Consider the following 24,051-nt stretch of genomic DNA (forward strand, 5'->3'; position numbering starts at 1 on the left):
ATTAACACTTCCTACAGGTATCATCGTGCTTTTTGCACATAATATTATCATAATCTAATTCTTGATTCCACAATGGGGACATTTGTCTTAATCTTTTCACTGCTTCTGCAATTGTTTCCACAAATTCATCAACATCAAATGCGTCGCTTTCAGGCGCAAGAGATATTCTTAATGAACCATGAACATCAACTGGATCCAATCCTAATGCAGTTAGAACAGGAGATGCTTCGAGGGTATTTGATGAACATGCGGAACCGGTTGAAGCCTGATATCCTTTAGCATCAAGCAATAGTATTAATGACTCTCCTTCAATAGCTTTGAAACGGAAATTAACAAGGTTTGGCAGTCTGTTATCTTTATCTCCATTCAAGTACGCTTCAGGAATTGTAGTCAATACCTTTTCAATTAGCTCATCACGAATTGAGGATAACTTTTCATAATGTTCATCCAATTGATTTGCAGCCAATTCGCAAGCCTTTCCAAATCCAACGATTCCCGGAACATTTTCGGTTCCGGATCTTATTCCTTTCTCTTGGCCACCACCATGGATAAGTGGCACTACACGTGTTCCTTTCTTGATGTAAATTGCACCTACACCTTTTGGACCGTTAATTTTATGGGAAGATAATGAAAGAAGGTCAATGTTCTGTTTTTCAACATCCACTTCAATCTTACCGAAGCTTTGAACGGCATCTGTATGGAACTTGATGCCTTTTTCACGAGCGATTTTACCTATTTCCTCAATAGGTTGGACTGTACCGATTTCATTGTTCGCATGCATCACAGTGATTAAGATGGTTTCATCAGTGATTGCTGCTTTTAAGTCATCAATGCTGATAATACCATTTTCATTAACTGGCAAGTAGGTTACCTTGAAATCGAGAGATTCTAAAAAGCCTAATGTGTTCTTAACAGCAGGGTGTTCGATATTTGTGGTGATAATATGCTTACCCTTTTTAGCTAATTTGAATGCAATACCCTTGATTGCAAGGTTGTCTGACTCTGATCCTCCGCTTGTGAAATAAATTTCTTCAGGTTTTGCATTGATAGCATCAGCCACTCTTTGACGAGCTAAATCCAATGCCTTTTTTGATTCACGACCTATTTTGTAAAGAGTGGAAGGATTTCCGAACTCTTGTGTGAAATAAGGTTCCATTTCCTTAAAAACTTCTTGGCTAACTTGAGTAGTTGCAGAGTTATCTAAATACATTTCATTATCTCCAAAAATTTCTTTTTTAATAAGTAAAATCTTTATTCTATAAAAATTTTAAGTGATTAGATAGTAACTAGATACTATCTAATGCTTGACTTAAATCAGCGATTAAGTCATTTACGTCCTCTAAACCGATTGAGAGTCTGATGAAGTCTGGAGTCACACCGGTTGCCTCTTGTTCTTCAGGACTCAATTGTTGGTGTGTTGTACTTGCAGGGTGGATTGCGAGACTTTTTGCATCACCGATGTTTGCAAGTATTGAGAACAATTCTAATTTTTCGATTACTTTTCTTCCAGCTTCTTCTCCCCCTTCAACACCGAATCCTAAGATTCCTGCAAAGTTGTCTTTCAAGTATTTCTTGTTGATTTCATAGGTTGGGTGAGATTCCAATCCTGGATAGTTTACCCATTTGACTTTAGGGTGGGATTCTAAGAATTTTGCCACTTTAATGGCATTTTCAGAATGTCTTTTTACACGTACGTCTAAGCTTTCCAATCCTTGGAGGAATATGAAGCTGTGTACTGGTGCTTGGGTTGCACCTAAATCTCTTAAAAGTCTTGCTCTTACTCTTACAGTGAATGCAACGTTTCCAAGACCTGGCACGTCACCGAATGCATCCCAGAATACTAATCCATGGTAACTTGGATCTGCTTTTGTGAAGTTTGCAAATTTGCCGTTACCCCAGTTGAATTTACCTGAGTCAACGATGTATCCTCCAATTGCAGTACCGTGTCCACCAACATATTTTGTTGCGGATGCTGCAATCACGTCTGCACCGTGTTCCAATGGCCTTACAAGACCTACACCTACAGTGTTGTCCACAATCAATGGAATATCATGTGAGTGTGCAATTTCTGCAAGTGCCTCAAAGTCAGGCACATCCAATTTTGGGTTTCCGATTGATTCAACGTAAATAGCTTTTGTCTTTTCATCAATTGCTGCTTCAAAAGCTTCCAAGTCTTGAGAGTTTACAAACTTGACTTCTCTTGCAAGATCCTTGAAAGTGTAGTTGAACAATTGGTAAGTTCCACCGTAAAGGTTGTCTGCAGAAACAATGTTGTCTCCAGGTTCGGTTACATTTAAAATTGCATATGAAATTGCCGCAAGACCACTTGATGTTGAAATTCCTGAGTTACCGCCTTCGATAGCAGCAATTCTTGCTTCAAACACATCACTGGTAGGGTTTGTGAGTCTGGAGTAAATTTGACCAAACTCTTGAAGGGCGAATCTTCTTGCAGCCTCATCTGAGTCTTTAAATACATATGAAGTAGTTTGATAAATAGGAACCGCTTGAGCCCCTGTTACTGGGTCTGGAGTTTGTCCTGCACGTACACCTAATGTTGCTAATCCGTAATTCTTTTCATTTGTCATTTTATCACCTTAATTTATTTTTGAGCACTATTGCGTGATTTAAACCAACTATATTTCAGGTGTGTGAATTATATCAATATAGGGTGCGTGTAAGTTTATTTTTCTTAAAATATATCACGTGTTATATAGTGCTATATAACAATAGTTATTTTTAATATATAAATGTTTTGGAATACCAAAACTTAAGAATATAACATTGAGATAAAACATTGTTATACATAATATAACATATGTTATTTTAATATATAAACATTGTTATATTTTTCAACGAAAAAAAAACTGAAAATATGAAAAAAAAATTAAAAAAAGAAGAGAATGGATTCTCTTAGTCGTTTATGTCAAAACCTAATGCTTGTAGGTTATCACGGATTTTATCGGATAAGTCATATTGCTTGTTAGCTCTTAACTCAGATCTTACTTCAGAAATTAGTTCTAACAAATCATCAGAACCTGCATTAACATCTTCAGTTTCAAAGCTTACACCAAAAATATGTGCTGCATCATCCAAGAATGCCTTAATGGCAATCTTATCCTCATCAGCCAGATTATCCAATTCATTTTTGGAATCATTGATCAATCCAAATAGTGCTGCAATAGCTTTTGGAGTGTTGAAGTCATCATCCATGCTGTCAAAGAACTCTTTGCTCCATTTAGCTAAAACCTCATAATCTGACTCGACATTTTCACATACTTCAACATCCAGCTGTTCATAGAACTTTCTGATTCTGTCCAAGCTTTTTTCGGATTGGTGAAGTGAGTCTTTTGAAAAGTCAATAGGACTTCTGTAATGGGTTGAAAGCACGAAGAATCTGAATGTTTCAGGAGCATAATCCTCAAGCAATTCACGAATAGTGATGAAATTGTTAAGGGATTTTGACATCTTTTCTCCGTTAACGTTTAAAAATCCGGTGTGCAACCAGAATTTAACCATTGGAGCTTTACCTGATACAGCTTCCATCTGGGTGATTTCAGCTTCGTGGTGAGGGAAGATCAAGTCAAGTCCTCCACCGTGCGCATCATATTGTGGTCCGAAGTAGTATTCGGTGATTGCAGTGTCCTCAATATGCCATCCAGGTCTTCCGTCTCCCCATGGGGAAGGCCAGGTCGGTTCGTCCACTCCTTCACGTTTTTTCCATAAAGCGAAGTCTTGCGGATTTTTCTTTGTGGTTTCTGCAATGTCCCTGTGGGATTCCAATTCTTCAATGTTTCTGTTGGATAATTTACCGAATTCAGGGAATTTTTCGATTTCAAAGTAAACCCCATCTTCGGTTTCATAAGCAAAACCCTTGTCAATCAATCTTTGAATTTGGTCTAAAATTTCATCAACATGATCGGTTGCTCTAGCAAATAAGTTAACACCATTCACATTTAATTTGTGCATGTCTTCAATGTATCTTTTCTCGAACTTGCGAGCTAACTGGCTTGCAGGAATTCCGCTTTCTTTTGACCTGTTGATGATCTTGTCATCAATGTCAGTGATGTTTTGGATATAGAATACTGCATATCCTTTGTATTCCAAGTATCTTTTAATTGTGTCAAAAGAGATGTATGTTCTTCCGTGACCAATGTGAGCATCGTCATAAACAGTTGGTCCGCAAACAAATAAGTTAACTCTGTTCTTATTAATAGTTACAAAGTCTTGTTTACTACGAGTTAATGTAGAATAAACGTTCATAAAAATAACCTCGAAAAAAAGTAATTGTAAAAAGGCAAGTGAGGGATTTGAACCCCCGTATTATGGTCTGCAGCCACACACCTAAGCCACTCGGTAAACTTGCCATAAACATATATAGGATAATAAAATATTGGTAGTTAATAGTTTATAAAGTTTACTATTTTTTCCAATATTTTCCTATTCTGCCTCAGAACCTAAACAAGATTGACAGTCCTCACCAAGTTCGGATTTATCAATGTTGAGTTGTTCCAACACATCCACAGTTTTAACATTCTTGCATATTGCACAGGTTCTAGGAATCAAGTCAGCCTTGGTGGCTTCACCTTCAGCCAATTGACGAGCAAATTCATGTATTTCAGCTCTGACACTATCATCAAGCTTAATTCCACTACCCCTTTTATCGGTTATGTACTGGGATACGGCAGGTTGGGTTATATCCATAAGTTCAGAAACATCTTTCTGTTTCATTCCCAAGTTTAAAAGTTCTTTTGCTAATTCTGATCTAATTGCAGGTATTACATACCATACTACGATTTCACAAGGCGGTTTCATAAAAATCCCTTCTATTTTTTAAACAAATCCTCTAAATCTTCTTGTTCATCTCGAATATCCTCAGTCAGACAAATTTCATGCTTTTCAAATAATATTTCAAAGCGCTTGTCATTATCCTGAAGATGCTTTTCGATTGTTCTGATTGCATCAGCAACAGGGTCCGGGAGCTTATTGTGATCAAGGTCAACTTTCTCAGGACGCACACCTTTACGTCTAACTATACGTCCAGGAACTCCAACACATGTTGATTGAGGAGGAACATCTTTAAGCACTACAGCACCGGTACCAATTTTTGAATACTCACCAATAGTGATGTTTCCCATTACCTTAGCACCAGCTCCAATAATTACTCCTCTTTCAACTGTAGGATGTCTTTTAGTTTTTTCAGTACTTGTACCTCCAAGGATTACTCCCTGGTAAATAAGTACATCATCTCCAACAATTGCAGTTTCCCCTACAACAACTCCCATTCCATGATCAATAAATACGCGTTTACCAAATGTTGCACCGGGATGAATTTCTATACCAGTCAAAAACCTGGCCAAATTAGAATTCATACGAGCAAGCAACTTTAAGGAATGATTCCATAACCAGTGGCTCACTCTGTGAAATAATAATGCATAAAATCCAGGATAACACAAGAAAATTTCTAATGTGGACCTTGCGGCAGGATCCTTATCTTTTATAGCTTTTATTTCACTCCTTAACCCGTTGAACATTATAAACCTCAAAAATGTTATATATTAAATTATATAACATATGGTATATATAGTTTTACTTAATCAAATAGCCAATCTACAGAGAGATATCTTTCTCCATTGTCAGGTAAGATTGCTATTATTCTTTTACCCTTATTTTCTTCTTTTTTAGCTAAATCCAAAGCAGCCCAAGTAGCTGCTCCTGAGGATATACCGGAAAATATACCTTCCTCCTTAGCGAGGGCAAGTAAAGTGTTTCCAGCATCTTCATTTTCGACCGGAATAATCTCATCAATCACATCAGCATCATAGATTGAAGGCACAAATCCTGCACCGATACCTTGGATTTTGTGAGGTCCTTTCTCACCTTTTCCAAGAGTTTGTGAATCCTTAGGTTCTACCGCAACGATTTTAACACCAGGAACTTCCTCTTTTAAGACCTTACCGATTCCAGTGATTGTTCCACCGGTTCCGACACCTGCAATGACAATGTCCACATTGCCCTCAGTGTCTCTTAAAATTTCCTGAGCGGTTGTTTCAGCATGGATTTTCACGTTAGCAGGGTTGTCAAATTGACCTAAAATTATTGAGTCAGGAGTTTCCTCATTCAATTCATTTGCCTTTGCAATAGCTCCACCCATTCCATCAGCACCAGGGGTCAAGACCAATTCAGCACCTAAGATACTTAAGAATTTTCTTCTTTCGATGGACATGGTTTCAGGCATGGTCAATATTAACTTGTAACCTTTAGCAGCAGCTGCAAATGCAAGTCCTATACCAGTATTTCCACTGGTTGGCTCGATGATTGTAGCACCTGGCTTGAGCAAGCCTTTTTCTTCTGCATCTTCAATCATTGCAACAGCAACTCTGTCTTTTACACTACCAGTAGGGTTGAATGATTCGATTTTTACATCAACTTCTGCTTCTAAATCTTTTGTTAGGTTGTTTAATCTTACAATCGGAGTGTTTCCAATTGCATCTACAACACTATCAAGTACTCCTCTTTTCAATTTTGGAACATTTACCATAATTTTTTCTCCTTAATTATTAATTGTTTTTACTGGTATATTAAAAGGGTTAATTTGAATAGTTATATAACATTCGTTATAATAACTATTGTTATATAACATTGTTTTACTTTATAAATGTTTTGGTAAAACTAAAAAAAAGATAGTAGAAATTATTTTCTACATTTAAATTAGGTTCTGATTGAAACAATAATAGACCTTACAACTGATATTAAACAACAGATACTGATTGCAAATGGATAACCCATAAAAGCAATTATCAAACCCACAATAAAAATCAAAAACGGAATAACAAGTGCAGTTTTTACGTCCAAAGCCCCTGACAATCCTTCTTGATTAGGATTTACATTTATCAATGATTTTGCCATCCAAAACAGTATAACATTTACAAGTATAAAATCCAATCCAAATATTGCTTCTGCAAGTAAAGAAAATGGATTATTAGCAACAAATGTTGTCAGATATGGAAGCAATGAAACAACCAATAACAGCAATATATTTTGCCATATAATTACCGGATTTATTCGCTCAACATGAGCATAGATCAAATGATGATACTGCCAAAGATTTGTACAAACTAAAAAACTTATCAAATAAGCAAAATAAGAAGTTTTGATTGCTAAAATAGCTTGAATAGATGCAGTAGCAGGTTGAGGTAATTCCAAAACCAAAACTGTTACAATAATTGCAATAATTGCATCATAAAATGCTTCTAATCTATTAGTCGACAAATACCTTTCACTCATATAATCTCCTCAAACAATTAAACGTTTTCATAAAAATAATCGCAGATATCAGTGCATGGACAAATCTCACACTGAGGGCCTATCGGCTTGCAGATGTTCTGGCCAAACTGCACCATCAGGTCATTAAGTTTAATCCACAACTCCTCAGGAGCGATTTTGCACAATTCAACCTCTGTGTCTTCAGGATCCTTTGTGTTAACAAGGCCCAAACGGTTTGAGATTCTGTGAACATGAGTGTCTACAGGAATTGCAGGAAGCTCAAAGGCAAAAACCATGACACAATTAGCGGTTTTACGGCCAACACCAGGAAGCTTAATCATCTCCTCAACAGTATCAGGAACCTCACCACCATACTGGTCTATTAATATTTGTGAAACCTCCTGAATACGAGCTGCCTTAACATTATAAAAGCCAGCAGGTCTGATTAGTTCTTTAACATCATCGATTGGAGCCTCAACAACAGCATAAATGTCAGGATACTTTTCAAATAGATTATTAGTGGCCTGGTCAGTGTTCTCATCCCTTGTCCTTTGGGACAGAATTGTCCTAATCAACACCTTATAAGGGTCATGGTCCAGGAATGTCCTGATTTGAAAAACGCTTTCCAACTCCTCGATTAACTTGATTACTCTTTCTTCCTTATTCATCTTCTAACTCCAATTCAAATCCTAATTCTGCCATGCTTTCAATGAAATTAGGGAATGACACATCAAACACATCCCCATTTGTAATCATGATGTCCTGTTTCAGCCCAATAAGACTGAATGCCATTGCCAGTCTGTGGTCACCATGTGAATCGACAACACCTGAGGTTACTCCCCCAGTAATGCTCATGCCGTCCTCATGCTCTTCAAGTTTACAGCCCAATTTCTCCAATTCACGACAAGTGGTATCTATTCTGTCGGTTTCCTTAACTCTTGCATGTGCAACACCTGTGATATTAGTTGTTCCTTCAGCCATTGCAGCCAATACTGCAACCGTTATCAGCAAGTCAGGAGCATTAGACAGGTTAACGTCAATAGCCTTTAGATTTCCCTCAGAAGCAATTTCAACATAATCCTCACCACGGATTATTGTTGCACCCATTTTCTGCAGGATGTCCAATATGTATTTGTCCCCTTGCTTTGAATCAAAGAACAGATTCTTAATTTTAGCCTGACCACCATTTATTGCAATTAAAGCCAATAAATATGATGCTGAAGAGTAATCTCCCTCAACAGTGTAGTCACAAGCTACATAATCCTGTTTTCTGACCTTGAACTCATCAATTCTGCAGCTTTGATGCTCCTTGTCACAGGACTCATGCTTCAAGTAATACCCCTTAAGCACATTGACTCCAAATTTCCTCATGATATCCAAAGTCATGTTAACGTAAGGCTTTGACTTGAATTCCGGCAACACGTATAATGTTGCACCCTTATCGGATAACGGAGAGGATATTATAATTGATGAGATGAACTGGGAACTAACATTTCCCATGATGTTGGTTTCGCCACCGACATATCCTGGCTTGATTAAAATCGGTGCCTTGTCATTATCGTTTAATGATTCGGTTTCCACACCTAGAGGCCATAGGGCATCCATCAGCAAACCCATCGGACGGGTTTGAAGGGACTCGTCACCGGTCAATGTGACCTCATTGTCGGACAATGCTGAAACACTGGTCATCAATCTTAAGGTAGTTCCTGAGTTTGCAAGATCAATTGGAGATTGGGAAGAGTTGTGAAGCTTGCCTCCAGTTCCAATGACTTCCAAACAATCATCTTTTCTGGTAATTTTAGCACCTAAAGCTTCACAAACACGAATGGAAGCTAAAGTATCTTCTGAGTATAACATATCATATAATTTTGAGGTTCCATTAGCCAAACTGGCTAGAATTACTGCTCTGTGGGAATAACTTTTGGAAGGCGGTGCCTTTACGACCCCACCGATTTCTGAAATATTTTTTACCTTAAGAATCATGCTATCATAAATATTTTTAAATTAATTTCAATAAATACTTACCTATGAAAGAATTTGACAAAATGCTGGCAGGCCTTGAATACTGCTATGATGAAGAGGAAATATCCTTGATGAAATTGAGAGCGATTGAAAACGCAAACATATTCAATTCACTCCCAGAAGACGATTTGGACAAGCAGCATGAGGTATTGAGTGAAATTTTAGGTTCCGTCGGTGAAAAGGTATGGATTGCAAAGAGATTCTGCTTTGACTATGGGAAAAACATACATATCGGAAACAACTTCACCGCAAACTTCAACTTGACAATACTTGACATTAACGAAGTCCACATTGGAGACAATGTGATGATCGGACCGAACACAACCATAACAACCGTCGGCCACCCATTATCCCCTAAAAAAAGGCGTGAACATTTGGGGCAGGCAAGTGAAATTAGAATAGGCAATGATGTCTGGCTTGGTGCCAACGTGACAATTCTTCCGGGAGTTACAATTGGAGACAATGTAGTCATTGGAGCAGGCGCCGTTGTGACAAAGGACATTCCAGACAATTCCCTTGCGCTAGGTGTTCCAGCTCGTGTGGTTAAGGAAATAGAAAATGACCTTGAGTGAGAATATCTCAAAATAAGATAACATGAATTCAAGAAACATTAATCTGACAATGAATCTATTGATAGTTATTTTGGAAATCATTGGATTCATATTGGTTTTTAATGAGATGGGACTCACTTCATTGGAATATTATACCGAAGACAGCAATCTGTTGCTATTGATATCCTCTTTAATGTTTTCAATATTCCTTTTAACAAATAAGGAATTACCCTCATGGTTCAAGTCCTTAAGATATATCGCAATCGTTTCAACAACATTGACATTGATAATTGTCCTTACCGTATTGTCATGGACAACCGATTTTGGATTGTATCACCTATTATTTGGCGGGTCTATGCTATACCACCATACTCTTTGTCCAATTCTAGCAATCATATCCTTTATAATTGAAAAATATGACAATTTAAACGTGATTCATGGATTGTACTTTACAATAATATATGCCATAATCATGATTTTCTTAAATATAATAAAAGTAGTAGAAGGTCCTTACCCATTCCTATTGGTCTATAATCAGCCAGCAATCCATTCAGTAATATGGACAATAGTCATTTTAGCCATTACCTATGCAATAGCTTTAGCATTAAAAAAAGTTAATGGAAAAGTAATCATCTGATTACTTCCACAATCATATCTAAGTTTTCGGATTGCAAGATATCCACTTTCTTACCGGATGCTCCAACAATCTCCTTTTTGATGTTCAACATGTCTTCAGGAACTACAATATCACCGACAGTCAATTCATGGTTTTCATCTAAAACAGCACCGATTTCATCAATATCGGTTGATTTAAGATAACCTATGATTTTACCGGCATCGCCCTTGAATGTAGGTCCGATTTGAGACATGTCAGGCTCCACTTCAATGATTTTTTCATGAACTTCAGGTTTTCCTGAGCTGATTTCCAAATCATTGATTTTTAAGGTTCCTTTAATGTCTGCATCGAATTGATTGAACACATCCACCAAATCATCATCGGAAGTGTAAACGTTGACTTCCGCAAGTTCAGCATTCAATGGTATTTTTGAAGCGGATTTGAATCTTCTTACTTCATCAATCAACTCAACAGTGGTTTCTCCTTTTGTTTCCATTTCTTCACTGATCAATTCGTCATACACTTCAGGCCATGAGGTGGTATGGATTGACTCGTCTGAGAAGTATTGGTAAACCTCTTCTGTGAAGAACGGTGCAATTGGAGCCATCAGTTTAAGGGATGTTTCCACAACGGTTCTCAATGTGTATTTTGCAGCCTTTCTGGATTCGTCTGAAACGTCGCTGTATAATCTGTATTTTACAGCTTCAATGTACTCGTCACAGAAATCGTGCCAGAAGAATCTTTCGATAGATGTTATTGTATCTGCGAAGTTGTAATCTGCAAACGCTTGGTCAACAGTCTTGTTTAAGTTGTTCAATTTGGATAATATCCATAAGTCAAGAGGTCCAAGGTTATCTTTAACTTCTTCATAGGATACTTCCTCATCGAATATTTGCATGCTGATGAACCTGAATGCATTCCAGAATTTTCTTAAGAATCTGTATCCGTGCTTGATGTCTTTCCAGTCAAATATTACGTCAGATCCAGGAACACTGTTGGCTGCCCATGTTCTTAATGAGTCGGCACCGTATTTTTCAATGACCTCTTCAGGACCAACAACGAACTCAGGTCTTGATTTGGACATCTTGTTTCCGTCTTCACCGAATACCATACCGTTGATTACAATGTCATCGAACGGCTTCTGGTCGGTCAATGCCAAACATCTGAGTGTTGTGTAGAACGCCCATGTACGGATGATGTCGTGTCCTTGCGGACGGATGTTTGATGGGAAATGATTTACATAATCTTCATCAGGCCATCCTGCAATTGATAAAGGTGAAATTGATGAGTCCATCCAAGTGTCCAATACGTCTTCTTCAGGAATAAACTCTTCACAGCCACATTCACAAGCATGTTTTGGCTTGTCGACTGTTGGATCAATTGGCAAGTCTTCAACGTCAGGCAAAATCACTTTTCCACAGTCTTTACAGTACCATACTGGAATTGGAGTTGCAAATATTCTTTGTCTTGAGATACACCAGTCCCATTCCATGGAATCCGCCCAGTTTACCATACGGGATTTCATGTGTTCCGGAACCCATTTCATCTCATCCGCTGCGGTTTTGGTCTTTTCGATTAAGTCTCTCACTGCAACAAACCATTGTTTTTTAACGAGAATCTCGATAGGAGTCTTACATCTCCAGCATTGGCCTACGTTTTGGTCAACTTGCTCTTGTTTTAACAGGTATCCTTCACTGTCCAAGTCTTCGATTGTTTGTTTTTTACAGGTTTGCAAGTCCATTCCTTCATATCTGCCTGCAGCGCTTGTCAATGTACCGGTCTCATCGATTGCATTGATGATTTCAAGGTCATATTTTTGAACCCAACTTACGTCAGTCTTGTCCCCGAAGGTACAAATCATTACTGCACCGGTACCGAATTCAGGATCAACCTCTTCATCTGCAATGATTTTAACTTTTTGATGTGATAAAGGAACTTCCACATATTTTCCTAAAAGATGAGTGTATCTTTCATCTTCAGGGTGAATTACAACTGCCACACAAGCGGACATCAATTCCGGACGGGTGGTTGCAATCAATATGCCCTCATCCTTAGGGTCAGCCTGTTTGCCGGATTCTTGAGAAGATGCGATGTCTTCATAGGAATCCTCAACGGCAGGAGGGAAGTTTACATAGTTTAAGAATGTTGTATTGTCTGAGTATTCAACCTCTGCAAAAGCAATTGCAGTCTGACAACGAGGACACCAGTTTACCGGGTGAATTCCTTGGTAAATCAATCCTTCATTATACATTTTCAAAAATGAATACTGGGTCTTTCTCATGTATTCAGGAGTCATTGTGACGAATTCACGGCTCCAGTCCTGTGAATAACCCATTGCACGCATCTGTGATTTCATCTTTGCAATGTTGTCAGTGGTTAAGTCAATACAATACTGTCTGAATTGTGCTCTTGACACATCATTTTTATTAATCTTATGAGTCTCCTCAACCTTTACTTCAGTTGGAAGACCGTGACAGTCCCATCCTTGGGTGAACAATACATCATGACCTTTTTGTCTTCTGTATCTTGCGTTCATATCAATGTAAACCCAATTCAATACGTGTCCCAAGTGAATGGAACCTGTTGGGTATGGTGGGGGAGTATCAATTATATATCTAGGACGAGAACCATCTCCAATGTACTTGTAGATGTCTTCATCTTCCCATTTTTGCTCCCAAACCTTTTCCTTTTTAAAGTCATAGTCTTTAGGAATTTCTTCTTTTGACATATATTTTCTCCTAGTTAATGTAAATAAAAATAATATTATTAATTATGTAATTTATTATTTAAAAAACTAATTGAATTTCAAATATTTTGAAAATAAAAATGCTTAATAGATAAATATATTATATAATAAAATCAAATTAATAATATTATCAAAAATAGGACTGTGTATAAAAATGAACTTGATATGGTTTTATGTTGCTATTGTTTTAGCTATAAGTGATGTATTGCACACCACATTAATGTGGAAAGTATTCAATAACTTCTATATAATCTTAGGAGGTTTGATTCAGCAATCAACACACTCAACATGGCAGACATGGGTAGCGCATGAAATAATGGAGGCAGGATTCCACTTCATTGTTGTATCAATAGTGTTTTTAAATCCGGTTATTGGGATTTTAGCAGCCCTCATTCATTTTGTAATAGATGTTACTCACACAATATTTATACGTGATATGGGTGAGTTAGAACATAGAGCTCTTCATTTTGTGATTGAATCTCTATTTTTCATGTTAATTTATGGATTTTAAAAAAATTAAATGGAGTTATTAAATGCCAGTTATAACATTCAAATACGATGATTTAAAAGATTTAGGAATAGATATGGAAAAAGATGAACTAATAGACACCTTACCAATGATGTCAAGTGATATTGAAGACTTTGATGATGAGGAAATCAAGGTCGAATTCTTCCCAAACAGACCAGACAACTTGTCTGTTGAAGGAGTAGCCAGATCTTTTAAAGGGTTTATCGGTCAGGAAATAGGTTTGCCTGATTATCCAGTAGTACCTTCCAATGAGGAAGTTATTGTTGAGGCAGAAGTGGCTGAAATCAGACCATACATCGCTTTTGCAAAAATTGACAATGTTGACTTTACTGGCGACAAGTTAAAATACATCATGGACTTCCAGGAAAACCTCCACTGGGTTATTGGAAGGGACAGGAAAAAAGTAGCTATCGGTATTCACAATGCTGATGTTGTAAACGCTCCATTTAAATACATTGCAACTCCAAAAGATGCAAACGCATTTGTTCCTTTGGAAAAAGACACTGAAATGACTCCAGAAGAAGTTTTAACTGAACATGACAAAGGAAAAGATTACGCTCATTTGATTGAAGACTTTGAAAAATATCCATTAATTTTAGATAAAGATGATCAAGTATTGTCCATGCCACCTATCATCAACGGTGAGTTGACCAAAATCAAAGAGGACACCAAAAACATCATTGTTGATGTGACAGGTACCGATGAAAGAGCAGTGAATCAAGCATTGAACATCATATGTTCCTCATTTGCCGAAGTGGGAGGCCAAATCAAGTCAATGGAAGTTAAATATGAAGACAAGACCATCGTAAGTCCTGACTTGACTCCACAGGAAATGAACGTTCACGTTGACACCGCAAACGAATTGATTGGTGGAACCAGCCTCACCGCTGAAGACATCAAAGGATTATTGTTGAAGGCTCGTTTCAATGCTGAAGTATTGAACGACAATGAAGTCAAAGCCATCATTCCGGCTTACAGAGTAGACATATTGCATGAAGTGGACATTGTCGAAAACATTGCAGTACAGTACCACATCAATTCCGTTGAAGCTAAATTACCTGAAATCAACACTGTTGCTTATGAAAACGACTGGTTCCGCTCTGAATCAATCATCCGTGAAGTTATGGTTGGTTTAGGATTCCAGGAAGTAATGAGCTTGATGCTTACTAGTGAAGATGCACATTACACAAAAATGAACCAAGAGGAAAAACCTCACGTTCAAGTTGCAAAACCAATTACAATTGACAGAACAATGATTAGAACAAGCTTAATCAACAGCTTGATGGAATTCTTGGAAGACAACAAGCATGAGGACTTGCCACAAAAAATATTCGAAATAGGTGACGTCCTATACCTTGACGAATCCAAAGAAAACAAGACAGTCTCATCCAAAAAATTAGCTGCGTTAATTTGTCACTCAACAGCTAACTTTACCGAAATCAAGTCAGTCATGACCAGCGTTTTATCCAACTTAGGATACAGCATGGAAATCTCAGACAGTGAAAACAAGACATTCATTGAAGGTAGGGTTGCTGACGTTGAGGGAGAATCAGAAAAAGGATTTGTTAAAGGATTCTTCGGTGAGGTTTCCCCTGAAGTAATCACCAACTTTACATTAGACTATCCGGTAATTGCATTTGAAATAGAATTTATAAACAAATAAATTCTTTTCAATACCACAATTTTCTCATTTGTATTTCTGTTTGAGAGTAATTGCTCAGTGTTGGCGAAGTATCATAATTATTGAAAAGCAGTATGAAAATCAACAATAATATAATTACAACTATTAAAATTATTGTCCATTTTCTCAATTAAACACCAACCATCATAAAAATTAGTTTTTTTGTATAGCTTAATCTATAAGGTTAGCTATATCTTCACCTTTCGGTGTCAATCTGTAAATTCTGTTTTTGCGTTTTTCTTCATTTATGCACTCTGCAACGCCACATTCCTTAAGTTCCCTCAATACTTTTGAAATGTGATTTGACCTGATTCCAATATCCTCTGCAAGATCTGTCGGAATCTTGTTTGACTCATTTAATGACTTTACAGACTTCTCCCTATATGAAGAGCTGATAACATAACCGTAAGTTTTTAAAGTTTCATCATCCATAATAATCACATCTTATTAATATTATATTATTCACCTATTATTGTTAAACTTATTGTTCGTCCATGCCTTGGCCCATCAAGTTCAATGAAAAATACTGACTGCCAGGTGCCTAAATCCAATGTATTGTTTTTTATAGGTAAGCACTCGCTTGAAGATAAGAGAAATGATTTCAGGTGTGAGCGAGCATTGTTGTCAATCCTGTCATGTTCATAAGAGAATTTATCATCAATCAAATTATTTAATGTGAATTCCAAGTCATTCAAAAGACCGGATTCATTTTCATTGACTACAATTGCGGAAGTGGAATGCCTTGAAAAGATTGAGACTATTCCTTCCTCAACGTCAATCATTTCATTGATTTTGGAAGTTATATCGATAATTTCAAAATTCTTGTTAGTGTTGATTTTAAAAGAATGAGTATTGATTTTCATTAATTAATAATTAGTTCTTAATAGTATATAAAAAAAGAAGGGAAATGTTACTCATAGTCTTCCTTACGCCAGTAACCGTAGATTAACATTCCCATAATAGAAAGTATACTTAATACTACAATACCTGAGGTATCTGTGATTTCTTTCGAAATCTTGCTTGGAGGCACAATTTCATATGCTTTACCCTCTTCGGACACTTCACCCTCACTAGCATCACCAGCATTAACGTTACCGTTAGTCAATGCACTTTCACCGTTATCAGATGAATCCTTAAATGTTCCAGATGCATTTGTCCCATAAACACCAGATTTATTGGAGTTTGCATAATGCGCACTGTTTGAAGTTCCATTTTCACCGTTTCCCTTGGAAACCCCATAACTTAAACCTGTTGAAACATTTGGATTGGACCCTGATAATCCGGTCTTTCCGTCTTGAGATTGTGAAGTTTGAGAATCTTTATTTTCTCCCTTATCACCGGATGCAGTTCTATATTTATATGTCACCGGCTTTCCACCAATCATGACATCAACATCATATTCCTTGTCAGGATCAAGATTGGCTTCTATAGTGGCCTTACCATTGACAAACTTTGCAGTGTATCTGTTTCCATTAATGTTGACTGTAGTGTCAAATGTACCAAATTCCTGTACGGCCTGACCGCTAGTATCATACATTTGAAGACTGATACCATTCTTAACGGATACAGTACCCATTTTCATAATTCCTGCAAGAAGCATTGGACAAACAAATGTATTTGAATCATCAGTAGAGTCAAACCAGTTGTCCCCTAACTTAAATACTGGCAATTCAGGATTGTTTTTAGCCTGATAACCTTCATTATGAGCTAAAACATTGTATTTCACTTCCAATCTTGAAGGATTGCCCTCTTTTGCAGTTTTAAAATCTGCACCGAATAACAGTCCGTTACCCGATTCAAAAGCACCTAATTCATAATCTGTGTTTCTGCGATTATTCGTGAATGAATTTGAATTGATTACATCATTGCTTGACTGTGAATCAATGTAAATTCCGTTTGGATTTTCATAGGCCTGATTATGCTTTATGACGTTCCCATCAGATATGTTGAACATTGAAATTCCATTAAAGTTATTGTGGTGAACTGTATTGTTAGTTATTTTACAATAATAAATGTTGGAAGTTTCAATTCCTGATCTCTTGTTATATGAAACATCATTTTTTGAAATAATGGAATTTTTAACATTTTTAAGTTGAATTCCATTTTCAGAGGCTCTTGAGACGTTATTGTTGGTTAATGTAATATCCTGAGCGTTTTTAACAAGAATTCCATTAACACCCCCAGTGATTGTATTATTATCGATTGTCACATTGCCTGTAGAATCAACAATTATTCCATAATCACTATTGGATGCAATAATGGTAATTCCAGATAAAACACTGCCTGCACCATTAGATGTAAAGTAAAACCCGAAAGTATTGGTTATTCCCAAATCTTTAGCCTTAGAGCATAATTGATTTGAAGTGTGAATTTTAGAGTCAACAGCAGATACGATATTTAGTTTCTTATCAACAACCAAGGAAATGTTGTTGTAAGTACTGTCTGTAAACTCAAAGGTGTCACCATCTCCAGCACTATCAAACATTGCTTGAATGTCCTCATTTGCCAAATCAGAAGTGACCTGATAATTTGTGCTGGCAAGTGAATCTTCAGTTTGATTTTCATCAATTGCACTAACCGCCGAGATTAGAAACAAGCCTATAAAACATATGAACAAAACATTGAGAAATTTTTTATCCATATAATTACTCCCCGATATGTAATTATAATCAATTCAATTAATTTAACACCATTATTTTAATTAAAAATAAATCTATAGGAAATTAATTAACTATTGATTAAATTTTTAGTTAAAAATTCGTTATTTAACCTTAAAAAATAACGAATTAAATTAATTTATATATTGATTATATAATAACTTATTTATTTAATCTTGATATATATAGTTTATCAAAATTTTTAAAAAATAAGCATTTTAAATCCTTATTAAAGCATATTACTATTATTAACAGTGTTATGTTCTAAAATCAAGACATCATCATTTAAATATGATTAAAAATACAATATAAATTATATTGCCTATCGTATTTTATAGACAATACCATAATGAATAAGAGAGATTTAAATGACTAAAAAAGGAATAATATTAGCTACAATATTATTATTCGTTGTAATAATGAGTGCAAGTTCTGTATTTGCTGAAGAAATTACAGATGATTCACAATTACAGGAAAATGATGATGTAGCAAAAATAGAAGAAATCAACGATGATAAGTTATCATCAGAACAGACCATTGCTGCAGGTTCAACAAGCTCACAAATCCAAGAGACAATCAATAGTATGTCCGATGGTGATACTTTAAACTTCGAGCCTGGAGAATATAGTGATATCTGCATCTACATCAACAAGAATATCACAGTAAACGGTAATGGGGCAACTTTAATAGGATACGAAACCCCATCCAAAGAGAACACACCTGAAATAATCTGGAAACCTACTGACGAAAGCGGATATGCAATTGGAAACCTTGCAACATTATACATTGTAAAAACCACCGGAGTAACCATTAATGGATTAAAAATTGTAGGTGGAGCAAATAGTGGAGAAACTTATTCAAATGCATTAGTTTATGCAATGAATTCCAACCAGTTAACCTTTGAAAACAACATCCTTGACGGATCATCATGGGGATTGTATTTCCAATACTGTAATGATGGAATTGTTAAGCAAAACACAATCAAAAATCAAGCAGTAACAGGATTCCTAAACTTTGGATCTGCCAGAACATTAATAGAGCAAAACAAAATCATTGATGCTAAAAACCACGGTATTGATGTAAGACATGGAACAGGACCTAATGTGCAGGTAATCAACAATACAGTGATAGGTTCAAAAGAGGGAATTTACCTAATGCACTCCAAAGGACACACTGCAGCAAACAACACATTAATAAACTGTACAATCAGCTCAATAACATGTTATGGATCATCCAACATTAACATTAATGGAAACAAAATGCAAAAATCAAGAATCGGTATTTTATTAGGTGGAGGATACACAAACATCACTGTTGGAGAAAACACCTTTGCATTAGACAACCTGCCATACCCACCAACATTTGTCTACTATGTTGCTGAGGCCAAAAGCGATTATCAAAGTGCCGAAAAGATTATGGGAACTTACAGTGATATGTCAACCTATTCTCCTAATTACGTTGCATACACTGGAATTGACGCACCTAAAGACATCAGCATTGATTATGATACAATCTTAGCTAAAACAGGCACAGAATGGACAATTCCAGAAGGAACCTCAAGTGAAGACATTCAAAAAATGATTGATGGAATGAACGATGGAGACTCATTGAGCTTTGCTAAAGATGCAGTCTATAACGACATTTCCATTTACACCGACAAGAACATCAAGATTTTTGGAAACAATGCAACATTAATAGGATACAACAACATTGACTTAAATAACGCTCCTGAAAAAGTAAGAAAATCAACTGCAGAGGGCGGCTATGCCGTTGCTTACCGTGCAGTATTGTACATATTGAACAGCACTGGAGTAGTCGTTAGTGATTTGAACATTAAAGCGCAATATCCTGGATATGACACCACTAAGGCAACTACCACCACCGACGAATATAAAACAGCAGGAATTTATGCTACAAAAAATAACAACATGGTCATTACCGGATGCGATATCACCGGCGCATCATGGGGTATCTTTGGAGAATACTCCTCAAACAGCATAATAAGTAAAAATAACATTCATGACATATTTACAACAGGTATAATGAACTTCGGTTCACCAAATGCAATAATTATTGAAAATACAGTTACAAATGCAATGAACCACGGTATTGACACAAGACACGGAACCGGACCAAATGTTACAATTGCATTCAACACTATTTCCGGCGCTAAAGAAGGAATATATCTTATGCACTCAAAAGGCCACACTGTCTACAACAACACCGTTAAAGATTGTAAAATCAGTGGAATTACAGCTTATGGGTCTGGAAATGAAGTGATATTCAACAATACAATCAGTGGAAGTAGAATAGGCATTTTACTTGGTGGAGGATATTATAATGTAACTGTAGGAACAAATGCCTACAAATTAGACTCTTTACCGTTCCCACCTACTTTTGTAACCTATATTGCAAGAGCAGACAGCAAATACCAAAGTGCAGACAATGTAGTTAGAACATATTCCGATAAGGAAACTGCAAAAATAACTACTACTGAAACAGGAATAATCTCTGCAAAGTATACTGAAAATGGATTTAATGTTACATTAACCGACATGGATGGAAAAGCAATTGCAAAACAAACAATCACTGCTACCATTGACGGTAAAAATTTCACAGCTGTGAGTGATGATAAAGGTATTGCAACATTTAACACCGGATTAAAACCTGGAGATTATTCAGCAACATTCTCATTTGCAGGAAATGACAACTACAATGCAGCAACTACAAATGCTAATTTAAACATTGCGGATGATAGAATAGGAACTTCATTAACTGCATCTGACAAAAATGTTTACATACAAGCAATTGCAAAAGGTAGCAAATACCAAATCACACTTAAGGATGCAAGTGGAAAAGCAATTGCTGGAAAAGAAATTGTCGTTAAGTTGAATGGAGTTACCTACAAGGCAACCACCAATGCTAACGGTATTGCAACAGTCACTCTCAAAGTGGCAAAAACCGGATCTTTAAAAGCAACCATCAGTTTTGCGGGTGATGATACATACAAGGCTGCAAGTAAAACTGCAACTGTCAAAATCACCAAGGAAGCATCCAAGTTAACCGCTAAAAAGAAAACTTTCAAGGCTAAAACAAAAACCAAAAAATATGCAGTTACCTTAAAATCCAAATCAGGTAAAGCTATTGCAAAAGCGAAAGTTAAAATTACAGTTAAAGGCAAAAGTTTTACCGCAAAAACCAATGCAAAAGGTAAAGCAACCTTTAAAATTACCAAACTAACTAAAAAAGATAAATACGCCGCTAAAGTTAAATTTGCAGGTAATAACTACTTTAACAAAGTAACCCAAAAAGTAAAAATAACAGTTAAAAAATAGAAGAGTTTAATTCTCTTCTCAATTTCTTTTTTTAAAAAAAATTAATAATATTTGTTTCTGCGTTCAACAGCAGTATATATGATGAATAATCCAATGATTATCAACACTATCTGCGGGAATACGGCAGCGATTATTGCAGGAATCACACCTAAGTTAACAAGCAACCACAAGACACCATAGATTACGATTATGGTCCCAAACACGATTGCAATCTTATACAACAATTCCCTCATGTCTGGAATATCAAACATAGGCATTTTATCACCTATAATTCTTTGGTTCCATCATCTGTTCCAATAATGACCTTGTCAACCATTTGTGAGAATATTCCGTTTTCGACTACTCCAGGAATTGAATTCAAGTCTATTTCCAAATGAGCAGGAGATTCGATTTCATCAAATTTGGCGTCAATGACAAAGTTACCGTTATCTGTGATTACAGGACCGTCCTTTCTTTGAGCCATTCTAATCTCACAGGTAGCTCCCATATCTTCTAAAGCTTTCATGACCATACGGGATGCATCAGGCAAGACTTCTACAGGTACAGGAAATGCTCCTAATGATTCAACAACTTTGGATTCGTCAACAATGACAATGAACTGGTCTGCAGCGTAATCGACAATTTTTTCCTTGGTGTGAGCTGCTCCTCCACCTTTAATCAAATTGAATTCTGAGTCCACCTCATCGGCACCATCTACAGATAGGTCAATGTCATGCTCTTCAAGAGTGGTTATTGGAATGTTCCATTCCTTAGCAATTAATAATGATTGGAATGAAGTTGGAATACCCATTACTTTAATTCCTTCCTCCTTGATTCTCATTCCCACCTTTTCAATGAAAAAGTGAGTGGTTGAACCTGTTCCAAGTCCTAAAACCATTCCATCTTCCACATATTCAGCAGCCTTATAACCAGCATTCTTTTTAGCAGAACTATTACTACTAGTGTCTTTCATTTATATCACAAATCCTAAAGTAAGTTTATTAAGTTTATAACCTTTCTTGCATTCCTCTTTATGCTTTCCTGCATTGTTCAAGACAATGCACTTGTCGTTTTCAATCAACCCTTCAGGGAAGCATAAGTCATGGAAGTCGCATTTTTCATCACAGTCTGGAGCATTAAATGTAAATGTTGATCCTTCAAAAATACTTTTTGAAGTTGTTAACAAATCTATTTGAGCCAATTCAACCTCAACAGGAATTACAGTTCCTTCCGCATGTATCGGACATTTCTGTTCGTTTTCCTTAACATCAACGACAACATATTTCCTGTTCAATTCAAGGCTTCCAACACATGATGATTTAAATCTACATTTCTCACACTCTTCAGCAGGACCAAGAAAAACAAATTCCTGACCTTCCTTCGCCAAATCCTTTCCTATCAATGTAATCATTAAATCACCTCTGTTTTGTAAGCTAGCTCATAAGCTGCTTCTTTTGAAATTCCATTGTCTCCAAGTATGGTATATCTTTCAGGCCTGATTTTATGAGCCATGACCAATGCTTCAATAACCTCTTCATCAGAAATTCCAATTTCCTTAGCAGTGGTTGGAGCTTGCACAGCCTTAAGGGCATCCCTTATCGCCTTCCAGTCACCACCATGAAGGTACATCATGAGAATTGTTCCTATACCACATTGCTCACCATGCAATGCAGGTTTTTCTGCAATCTTGTCCAATGCATGTGAGAACAGATGCTCGGATCCGCTGGCAGGACGTGAAGAACCTGCAATGCTTATTGCCATTCCTCCACTGAACAGTGACTTCATGACAATTCTTGCGCTTGCCTCCAGATTAGGCTTTATGTTGGCAACATTATCAGTAATCAGATGAGCTGACATTATTGACAATGCAGCAGCTGACTCGCTGATAGGTTCATGCTTTAGCCTGTGGGCCAATTCCCAATCCTTAATAGCTGTGAAGTTTGCAATCAAATCTGCGCAACCTGCCGCCAATAATCTGAATGGGGATTGTGCAAGTATTTCTGTATCCGCAATGACAGCTATCGGAGACTGCGCTTTAGCAGATGTTGAAGTATTAGGATTTTTAATTGAAGCTAAAGGAGATACAATACCATCATGTGAAGCTGTTGTCGGCATGGAAACGAAGTAAACGCCCTGATTATGTGAAGACAATTTGGCAACATCAATAACCTTACCTCCACCAATACCTAAAACGGTGGTGTCAGGAGTGATTAACTCTTCAACCTCAGAGATTGAATCGTAGTTAGCTTTGTCCACTTTGATAACATCATATTCAATGTTTTCCTTTTCAAGGCTTGCTATTACAGGTTTTGCACCTATATCGAATGTATGGTTTCCTGTAACGATTAAAATCTTTTTATCCAAATGTAAAGACTTACAAATGTCCGCAGTATCCTTTATGATACCAGGATCGATGTAAACTTCACGAGGCATCTGTATTTTCCTATTGCTCATAATATCTCCTAAAATTAATTATACATTAATATATATGTATGAAATAATTATAAATAAGTTTTCAATTTGAAAAAATAGGCTCTTTCAAAAACTTGTGTGATTTTTTTCTTTTTCGTTTTTTATGTTCCAGTGATTTAATTTTAGCATGAATCTGCTTAAAAGTCCTTGTTCTATTTTCATTGTTCTTTTTATGTGTTTTGGAAATACTTTTTGGAAGA

The 24,051-nt window shown here is 36.5% G+C and carries 22 protein-coding genes and 1 tRNA gene; 5 read left to right on the top strand and 18 right to left on the bottom strand.

The genetic code is table 11. The features are described from left to right. Window position 1: 1 nt before the first annotated feature. The 10 genes from nifS to aroA all read right to left on the bottom strand — a co-directional run bounded on the left by nifS (window position 2) and on the right by aroA (window position 9,246). Window positions 2–1,210: a cysteine desulfurase NifS gene (nifS, locus tag ILA26_RS07920; protein ID WP_292896086.1), complete on the bottom strand. Its 1,209-nt coding sequence runs from the start codon at window positions 1,208–1,210 to the stop codon at window positions 2–4. Window positions 1,211–1,286: 76 nt separating this feature from the next. Further along, window positions 1,287–2,585, bottom strand: a complete 1,299-nt coding sequence (locus ILA26_RS07925; protein ID WP_292896087.1) for an O-acetylhomoserine aminocarboxypropyltransferase/cysteine synthase family protein — start codon at window positions 2,583–2,585, stop codon at window positions 1,287–1,289. A 325-nt stretch (window positions 2,586–2,910) separates the two neighbouring features. Further along, window positions 2,911–4,260, bottom strand: coding sequence for a cysteine--tRNA ligase (cysS, locus tag ILA26_RS07930; protein ID WP_292896088.1), 1,350 nt, complete (start codon window positions 4,258–4,260; stop codon window positions 2,911–2,913). A gap of 32 nt (window positions 4,261–4,292) precedes the next feature. Continuing rightward, window positions 4,293–4,364: transfer RNA gene (locus ILA26_RS07935), tRNA-Cys, on the bottom strand. A gap of 73 nt (window positions 4,365–4,437) precedes the next feature. Then, complete coding sequence (locus ILA26_RS07940) at window positions 4,438–4,812, bottom strand: transcriptional regulator (protein ID WP_292896090.1); 375 nt, start codon at window positions 4,810–4,812, stop codon at window positions 4,438–4,440. A gap of 11 nt (window positions 4,813–4,823) precedes the next feature. After that, window positions 4,824–5,531 (bottom strand): serine O-acetyltransferase, encoded by a 708-nt coding sequence (gene cysE, locus ILA26_RS07945; RefSeq protein WP_292896092.1) that lies wholly within the window; start codon window positions 5,529–5,531, stop codon window positions 4,824–4,826. 59 nt (window positions 5,532–5,590) lie between these two features. After that, window positions 5,591–6,538 carry a cysteine synthase A gene (gene cysK / locus ILA26_RS07950; protein WP_292896094.1) on the bottom strand — a complete coding sequence of 316 codons (948 nt, stop codon included), beginning with the start codon at window positions 6,536–6,538 and terminating at the stop codon, window positions 5,591–5,593. 170 nt (window positions 6,539–6,708) lie between these two features. Next, window positions 6,709–7,269: a TMEM175 family protein gene (locus ILA26_RS07955; RefSeq protein ID WP_292896096.1), complete on the bottom strand. Its 561-nt coding sequence runs from the start codon at window positions 7,267–7,269 to the stop codon at window positions 6,709–6,711. Between the two features lie 32 nt (window positions 7,270–7,301). Then, on the bottom strand, window positions 7,302–7,931 hold the full coding sequence (nth, locus tag ILA26_RS07960) for an endonuclease III (protein WP_292896098.1): 630 nt from the start codon (window positions 7,929–7,931) through the stop codon (window positions 7,302–7,304). Further along, window positions 7,924–9,246, bottom strand: a complete 1,323-nt coding sequence (gene aroA, locus ILA26_RS07965; protein ID WP_292896100.1) for a 3-phosphoshikimate 1-carboxyvinyltransferase — start codon at window positions 9,244–9,246, stop codon at window positions 7,924–7,926. The genes nth and aroA overlap by 8 nt, the downstream gene beginning before the upstream one ends. Before the next feature lie 44 nt (window positions 9,247–9,290). Here aroA and ILA26_RS07970 point away from each other — a divergent pair, with 44 nt between their 5' ends. Together ILA26_RS07970 and ILA26_RS07975 are read left to right on the top strand one after the other, a co-directional pair. Continuing rightward, entirely contained in the window at window positions 9,291–9,857 is a 567-nt protein-coding gene (locus ILA26_RS07970) for a sugar O-acetyltransferase (protein WP_292896102.1), read from the top strand. A 22-nt stretch (window positions 9,858–9,879) separates the two neighbouring features. After that, a complete protein-coding gene (locus ILA26_RS07975) occupies window positions 9,880–10,473 on the top strand; it encodes a hypothetical protein (protein WP_292896104.1) in 594 nt (197 codons plus the stop codon). On the opposite strand, the gene ILA26_RS07980 is transcribed toward ILA26_RS07975, so the two are convergent. Beyond that, window positions 10,466–13,180 (bottom strand): valine--tRNA ligase, encoded by a 2,715-nt coding sequence (locus ILA26_RS07980; RefSeq protein WP_292896106.1) that lies wholly within the window; start codon window positions 13,178–13,180, stop codon window positions 10,466–10,468. The two genes, ILA26_RS07975 and ILA26_RS07980, sit on opposite strands and share 8 nt — an antisense overlap. Window positions 13,181–13,352: 172 nt before the next feature. Between ILA26_RS07980 and ILA26_RS07985 the strand changes: the two genes are divergently transcribed. Then, entirely contained in the window at window positions 13,353–13,709 is a 357-nt protein-coding gene (locus tag ILA26_RS07985; RefSeq protein WP_292896108.1) for a hypothetical protein, read from the top strand. A gap of 22 nt (window positions 13,710–13,731) precedes the next feature. After that, window positions 13,732–15,390 carry a phenylalanine--tRNA ligase subunit beta gene (pheT, locus tag ILA26_RS07990; protein WP_292896109.1) on the top strand — a complete coding sequence of 553 codons (1,659 nt, stop codon included), beginning with the start codon at window positions 13,732–13,734 and terminating at the stop codon, window positions 15,388–15,390. 189 nt (window positions 15,391–15,579) lie between these two features. On the opposite strand, the gene ILA26_RS07995 is transcribed toward pheT, so the two are convergent. From ILA26_RS07995 to ILA26_RS08005, 3 genes are read right to left on the bottom strand one after another with little or no spacing between them, the layout of a single operon-like run. Then, window positions 15,580–15,840: a winged helix-turn-helix domain-containing protein gene (locus tag ILA26_RS07995; RefSeq protein ID WP_292896110.1), complete on the bottom strand. Its 261-nt coding sequence runs from the start codon at window positions 15,838–15,840 to the stop codon at window positions 15,580–15,582. Window positions 15,841–15,866: 26 nt separating this feature from the next. After that, window positions 15,867–16,271, bottom strand: coding sequence for a secondary thiamine-phosphate synthase enzyme YjbQ (locus tag ILA26_RS08000; protein WP_292896112.1), 405 nt, complete (start codon window positions 16,269–16,271; stop codon window positions 15,867–15,869). 47 nt (window positions 16,272–16,318) lie between these two features. Next, window positions 16,319–18,049 carry a right-handed parallel beta-helix repeat-containing protein gene (locus tag ILA26_RS08005; RefSeq protein ID WP_292896114.1) on the bottom strand — a complete coding sequence of 577 codons (1,731 nt, stop codon included), beginning with the start codon at window positions 18,047–18,049 and terminating at the stop codon, window positions 16,319–16,321. Window positions 18,050–18,433: 384 nt separating this feature from the next. On the opposite strand from ILA26_RS08005, the gene ILA26_RS08010 reads away from it, so the two are divergent. Continuing rightward, window positions 18,434–21,400: a right-handed parallel beta-helix repeat-containing protein gene (locus ILA26_RS08010; protein WP_292896116.1), complete on the top strand. Its 2,967-nt coding sequence runs from the start codon at window positions 18,434–18,436 to the stop codon at window positions 21,398–21,400. Window positions 21,401–21,441: 41 nt separating this feature from the next. Here ILA26_RS08010 and ILA26_RS08015 read toward each other — a convergent pair whose 3' ends face one another. Genes ILA26_RS08015 through ILA26_RS08030 form a run of 4 tightly spaced genes read right to left on the bottom strand, consistent with a single transcriptional unit; the run spans window position 21,442 to window position 23,833 of the window. Beyond that, entirely contained in the window at window positions 21,442–21,657 is a 216-nt protein-coding gene (locus tag ILA26_RS08015; RefSeq protein ID WP_292896118.1) for a hypothetical protein, read from the bottom strand. 8 nt (window positions 21,658–21,665) lie between these two features. Continuing rightward, window positions 21,666–22,352: a ribose-5-phosphate isomerase RpiA gene (rpiA, locus tag ILA26_RS08020; protein ID WP_292896120.1), complete on the bottom strand. Its 687-nt coding sequence runs from the start codon at window positions 22,350–22,352 to the stop codon at window positions 21,666–21,668. Continuing rightward, a complete protein-coding gene (locus ILA26_RS08025) occupies window positions 22,353–22,790 on the bottom strand; it encodes a UPF0179 family protein (RefSeq protein ID WP_292896122.1) in 438 nt (145 codons plus the stop codon). Continuing rightward, on the bottom strand, window positions 22,790–23,833 hold the full coding sequence (locus ILA26_RS08030; RefSeq protein WP_292896124.1) for an NAD(P)-dependent glycerol-1-phosphate dehydrogenase: 1,044 nt from the start codon (window positions 23,831–23,833) through the stop codon (window positions 22,790–22,792). Before ILA26_RS08030 ends, ILA26_RS08025 begins: the two co-directional genes overlap by 1 nt. Window positions 23,834–24,051: the final 218 nt, after the last annotated feature.

It is taken from the genome of Methanobrevibacter sp., from assembly GCF_017940815.1.
Taxonomy (GTDB): domain Archaea; phylum Methanobacteriota; class Methanobacteria; order Methanobacteriales; family Methanobacteriaceae; genus Methanocatella.

What these genes read in the sequence shown, in the direction of transcription:
- nifS (WP_292896086.1), bottom strand. Translation starts at nt 1,210, where the DNA reads ATGTATTTAGATAACTCTGCAACTACTCAAGTTAGCCAAGAAGTTTTT.
- ILA26_RS07925 (WP_292896087.1), bottom strand. Translation starts at nt 2,585, where the DNA reads ATGACAAATGAAAAGAATTACGGATTAGCAACATTAGGTGTACGTGCA.
- cysS (WP_292896088.1), bottom strand. Translation starts at nt 4,260, where the DNA reads ATGAACGTTTATTCTACATTAACTCGTAGTAAACAAGACTTTGTAACT.
- ILA26_RS07940 (WP_292896090.1), bottom strand. Translation starts at nt 4,812, where the DNA reads ATGAAACCGCCTTGTGAAATCGTAGTATGGTATGTAATACCTGCAATT.
- cysE (WP_292896092.1), bottom strand. Translation starts at nt 5,531, where the DNA reads ATGTTCAACGGGTTAAGGAGTGAAATAAAAGCTATAAAAGATAAGGAT.
- cysK (WP_292896094.1), bottom strand. Translation starts at nt 6,538, where the DNA reads ATGGTAAATGTTCCAAAATTGAAAAGAGGAGTACTTGATAGTGTTGTA.
- nth (WP_292896098.1), bottom strand. Translation starts at nt 7,931, where the DNA reads ATGAATAAGGAAGAAAGAGTAATCAAGTTAATCGAGGAGTTGGAAAGC.
- aroA (WP_292896100.1), bottom strand. Translation starts at nt 9,246, where the DNA reads ATGATTCTTAAGGTAAAAAATATTTCAGAAATCGGTGGGGTCGTAAAG.
- ILA26_RS07970 (WP_292896102.1), top strand. Translation starts at nt 9,291, where the DNA reads ATGAAAGAATTTGACAAAATGCTGGCAGGCCTTGAATACTGCTATGAT.
- ILA26_RS07975 (WP_292896104.1), top strand. Translation starts at nt 9,880, where the DNA reads ATGAATTCAAGAAACATTAATCTGACAATGAATCTATTGATAGTTATT.
- ILA26_RS07980 (WP_292896106.1), bottom strand. Translation starts at nt 13,180, where the DNA reads ATGTCAAAAGAAGAAATTCCTAAAGACTATGACTTTAAAAAGGAAAAG.
- ILA26_RS07985 (WP_292896108.1), top strand. Translation starts at nt 13,353, where the DNA reads ATGAACTTGATATGGTTTTATGTTGCTATTGTTTTAGCTATAAGTGAT.
- pheT (WP_292896109.1), top strand. Translation starts at nt 13,732, where the DNA reads ATGCCAGTTATAACATTCAAATACGATGATTTAAAAGATTTAGGAATA.
- ILA26_RS07995 (WP_292896110.1), bottom strand. Translation starts at nt 15,840, where the DNA reads ATGGATGATGAAACTTTAAAAACTTACGGTTATGTTATCAGCTCTTCA.
- ILA26_RS08000 (WP_292896112.1), bottom strand. Translation starts at nt 16,271, where the DNA reads ATGAAAATCAATACTCATTCTTTTAAAATCAACACTAACAAGAATTTT.
- ILA26_RS08005 (WP_292896114.1), bottom strand. Translation starts at nt 18,049, where the DNA reads ATGGATAAAAAATTTCTCAATGTTTTGTTCATATGTTTTATAGGCTTG.
- ILA26_RS08010 (WP_292896116.1), top strand. Translation starts at nt 18,434, where the DNA reads ATGACTAAAAAAGGAATAATATTAGCTACAATATTATTATTCGTTGTA.
- ILA26_RS08015 (WP_292896118.1), bottom strand. Translation starts at nt 21,657, where the DNA reads ATGCCTATGTTTGATATTCCAGACATGAGGGAATTGTTGTATAAGATT.
- rpiA (WP_292896120.1), bottom strand. Translation starts at nt 22,352, where the DNA reads ATGAAAGACACTAGTAGTAATAGTTCTGCTAAAAAGAATGCTGGTTAT.
- ILA26_RS08025 (WP_292896122.1), bottom strand. Translation starts at nt 22,790, where the DNA reads ATGATTACATTGATAGGAAAGGATTTGGCGAAGGAAGGTCAGGAATTT.
- ILA26_RS08030 (WP_292896124.1), bottom strand. Translation starts at nt 23,833, where the DNA reads ATGAGCAATAGGAAAATACAGATGCCTCGTGAAGTTTACATCGATCCT.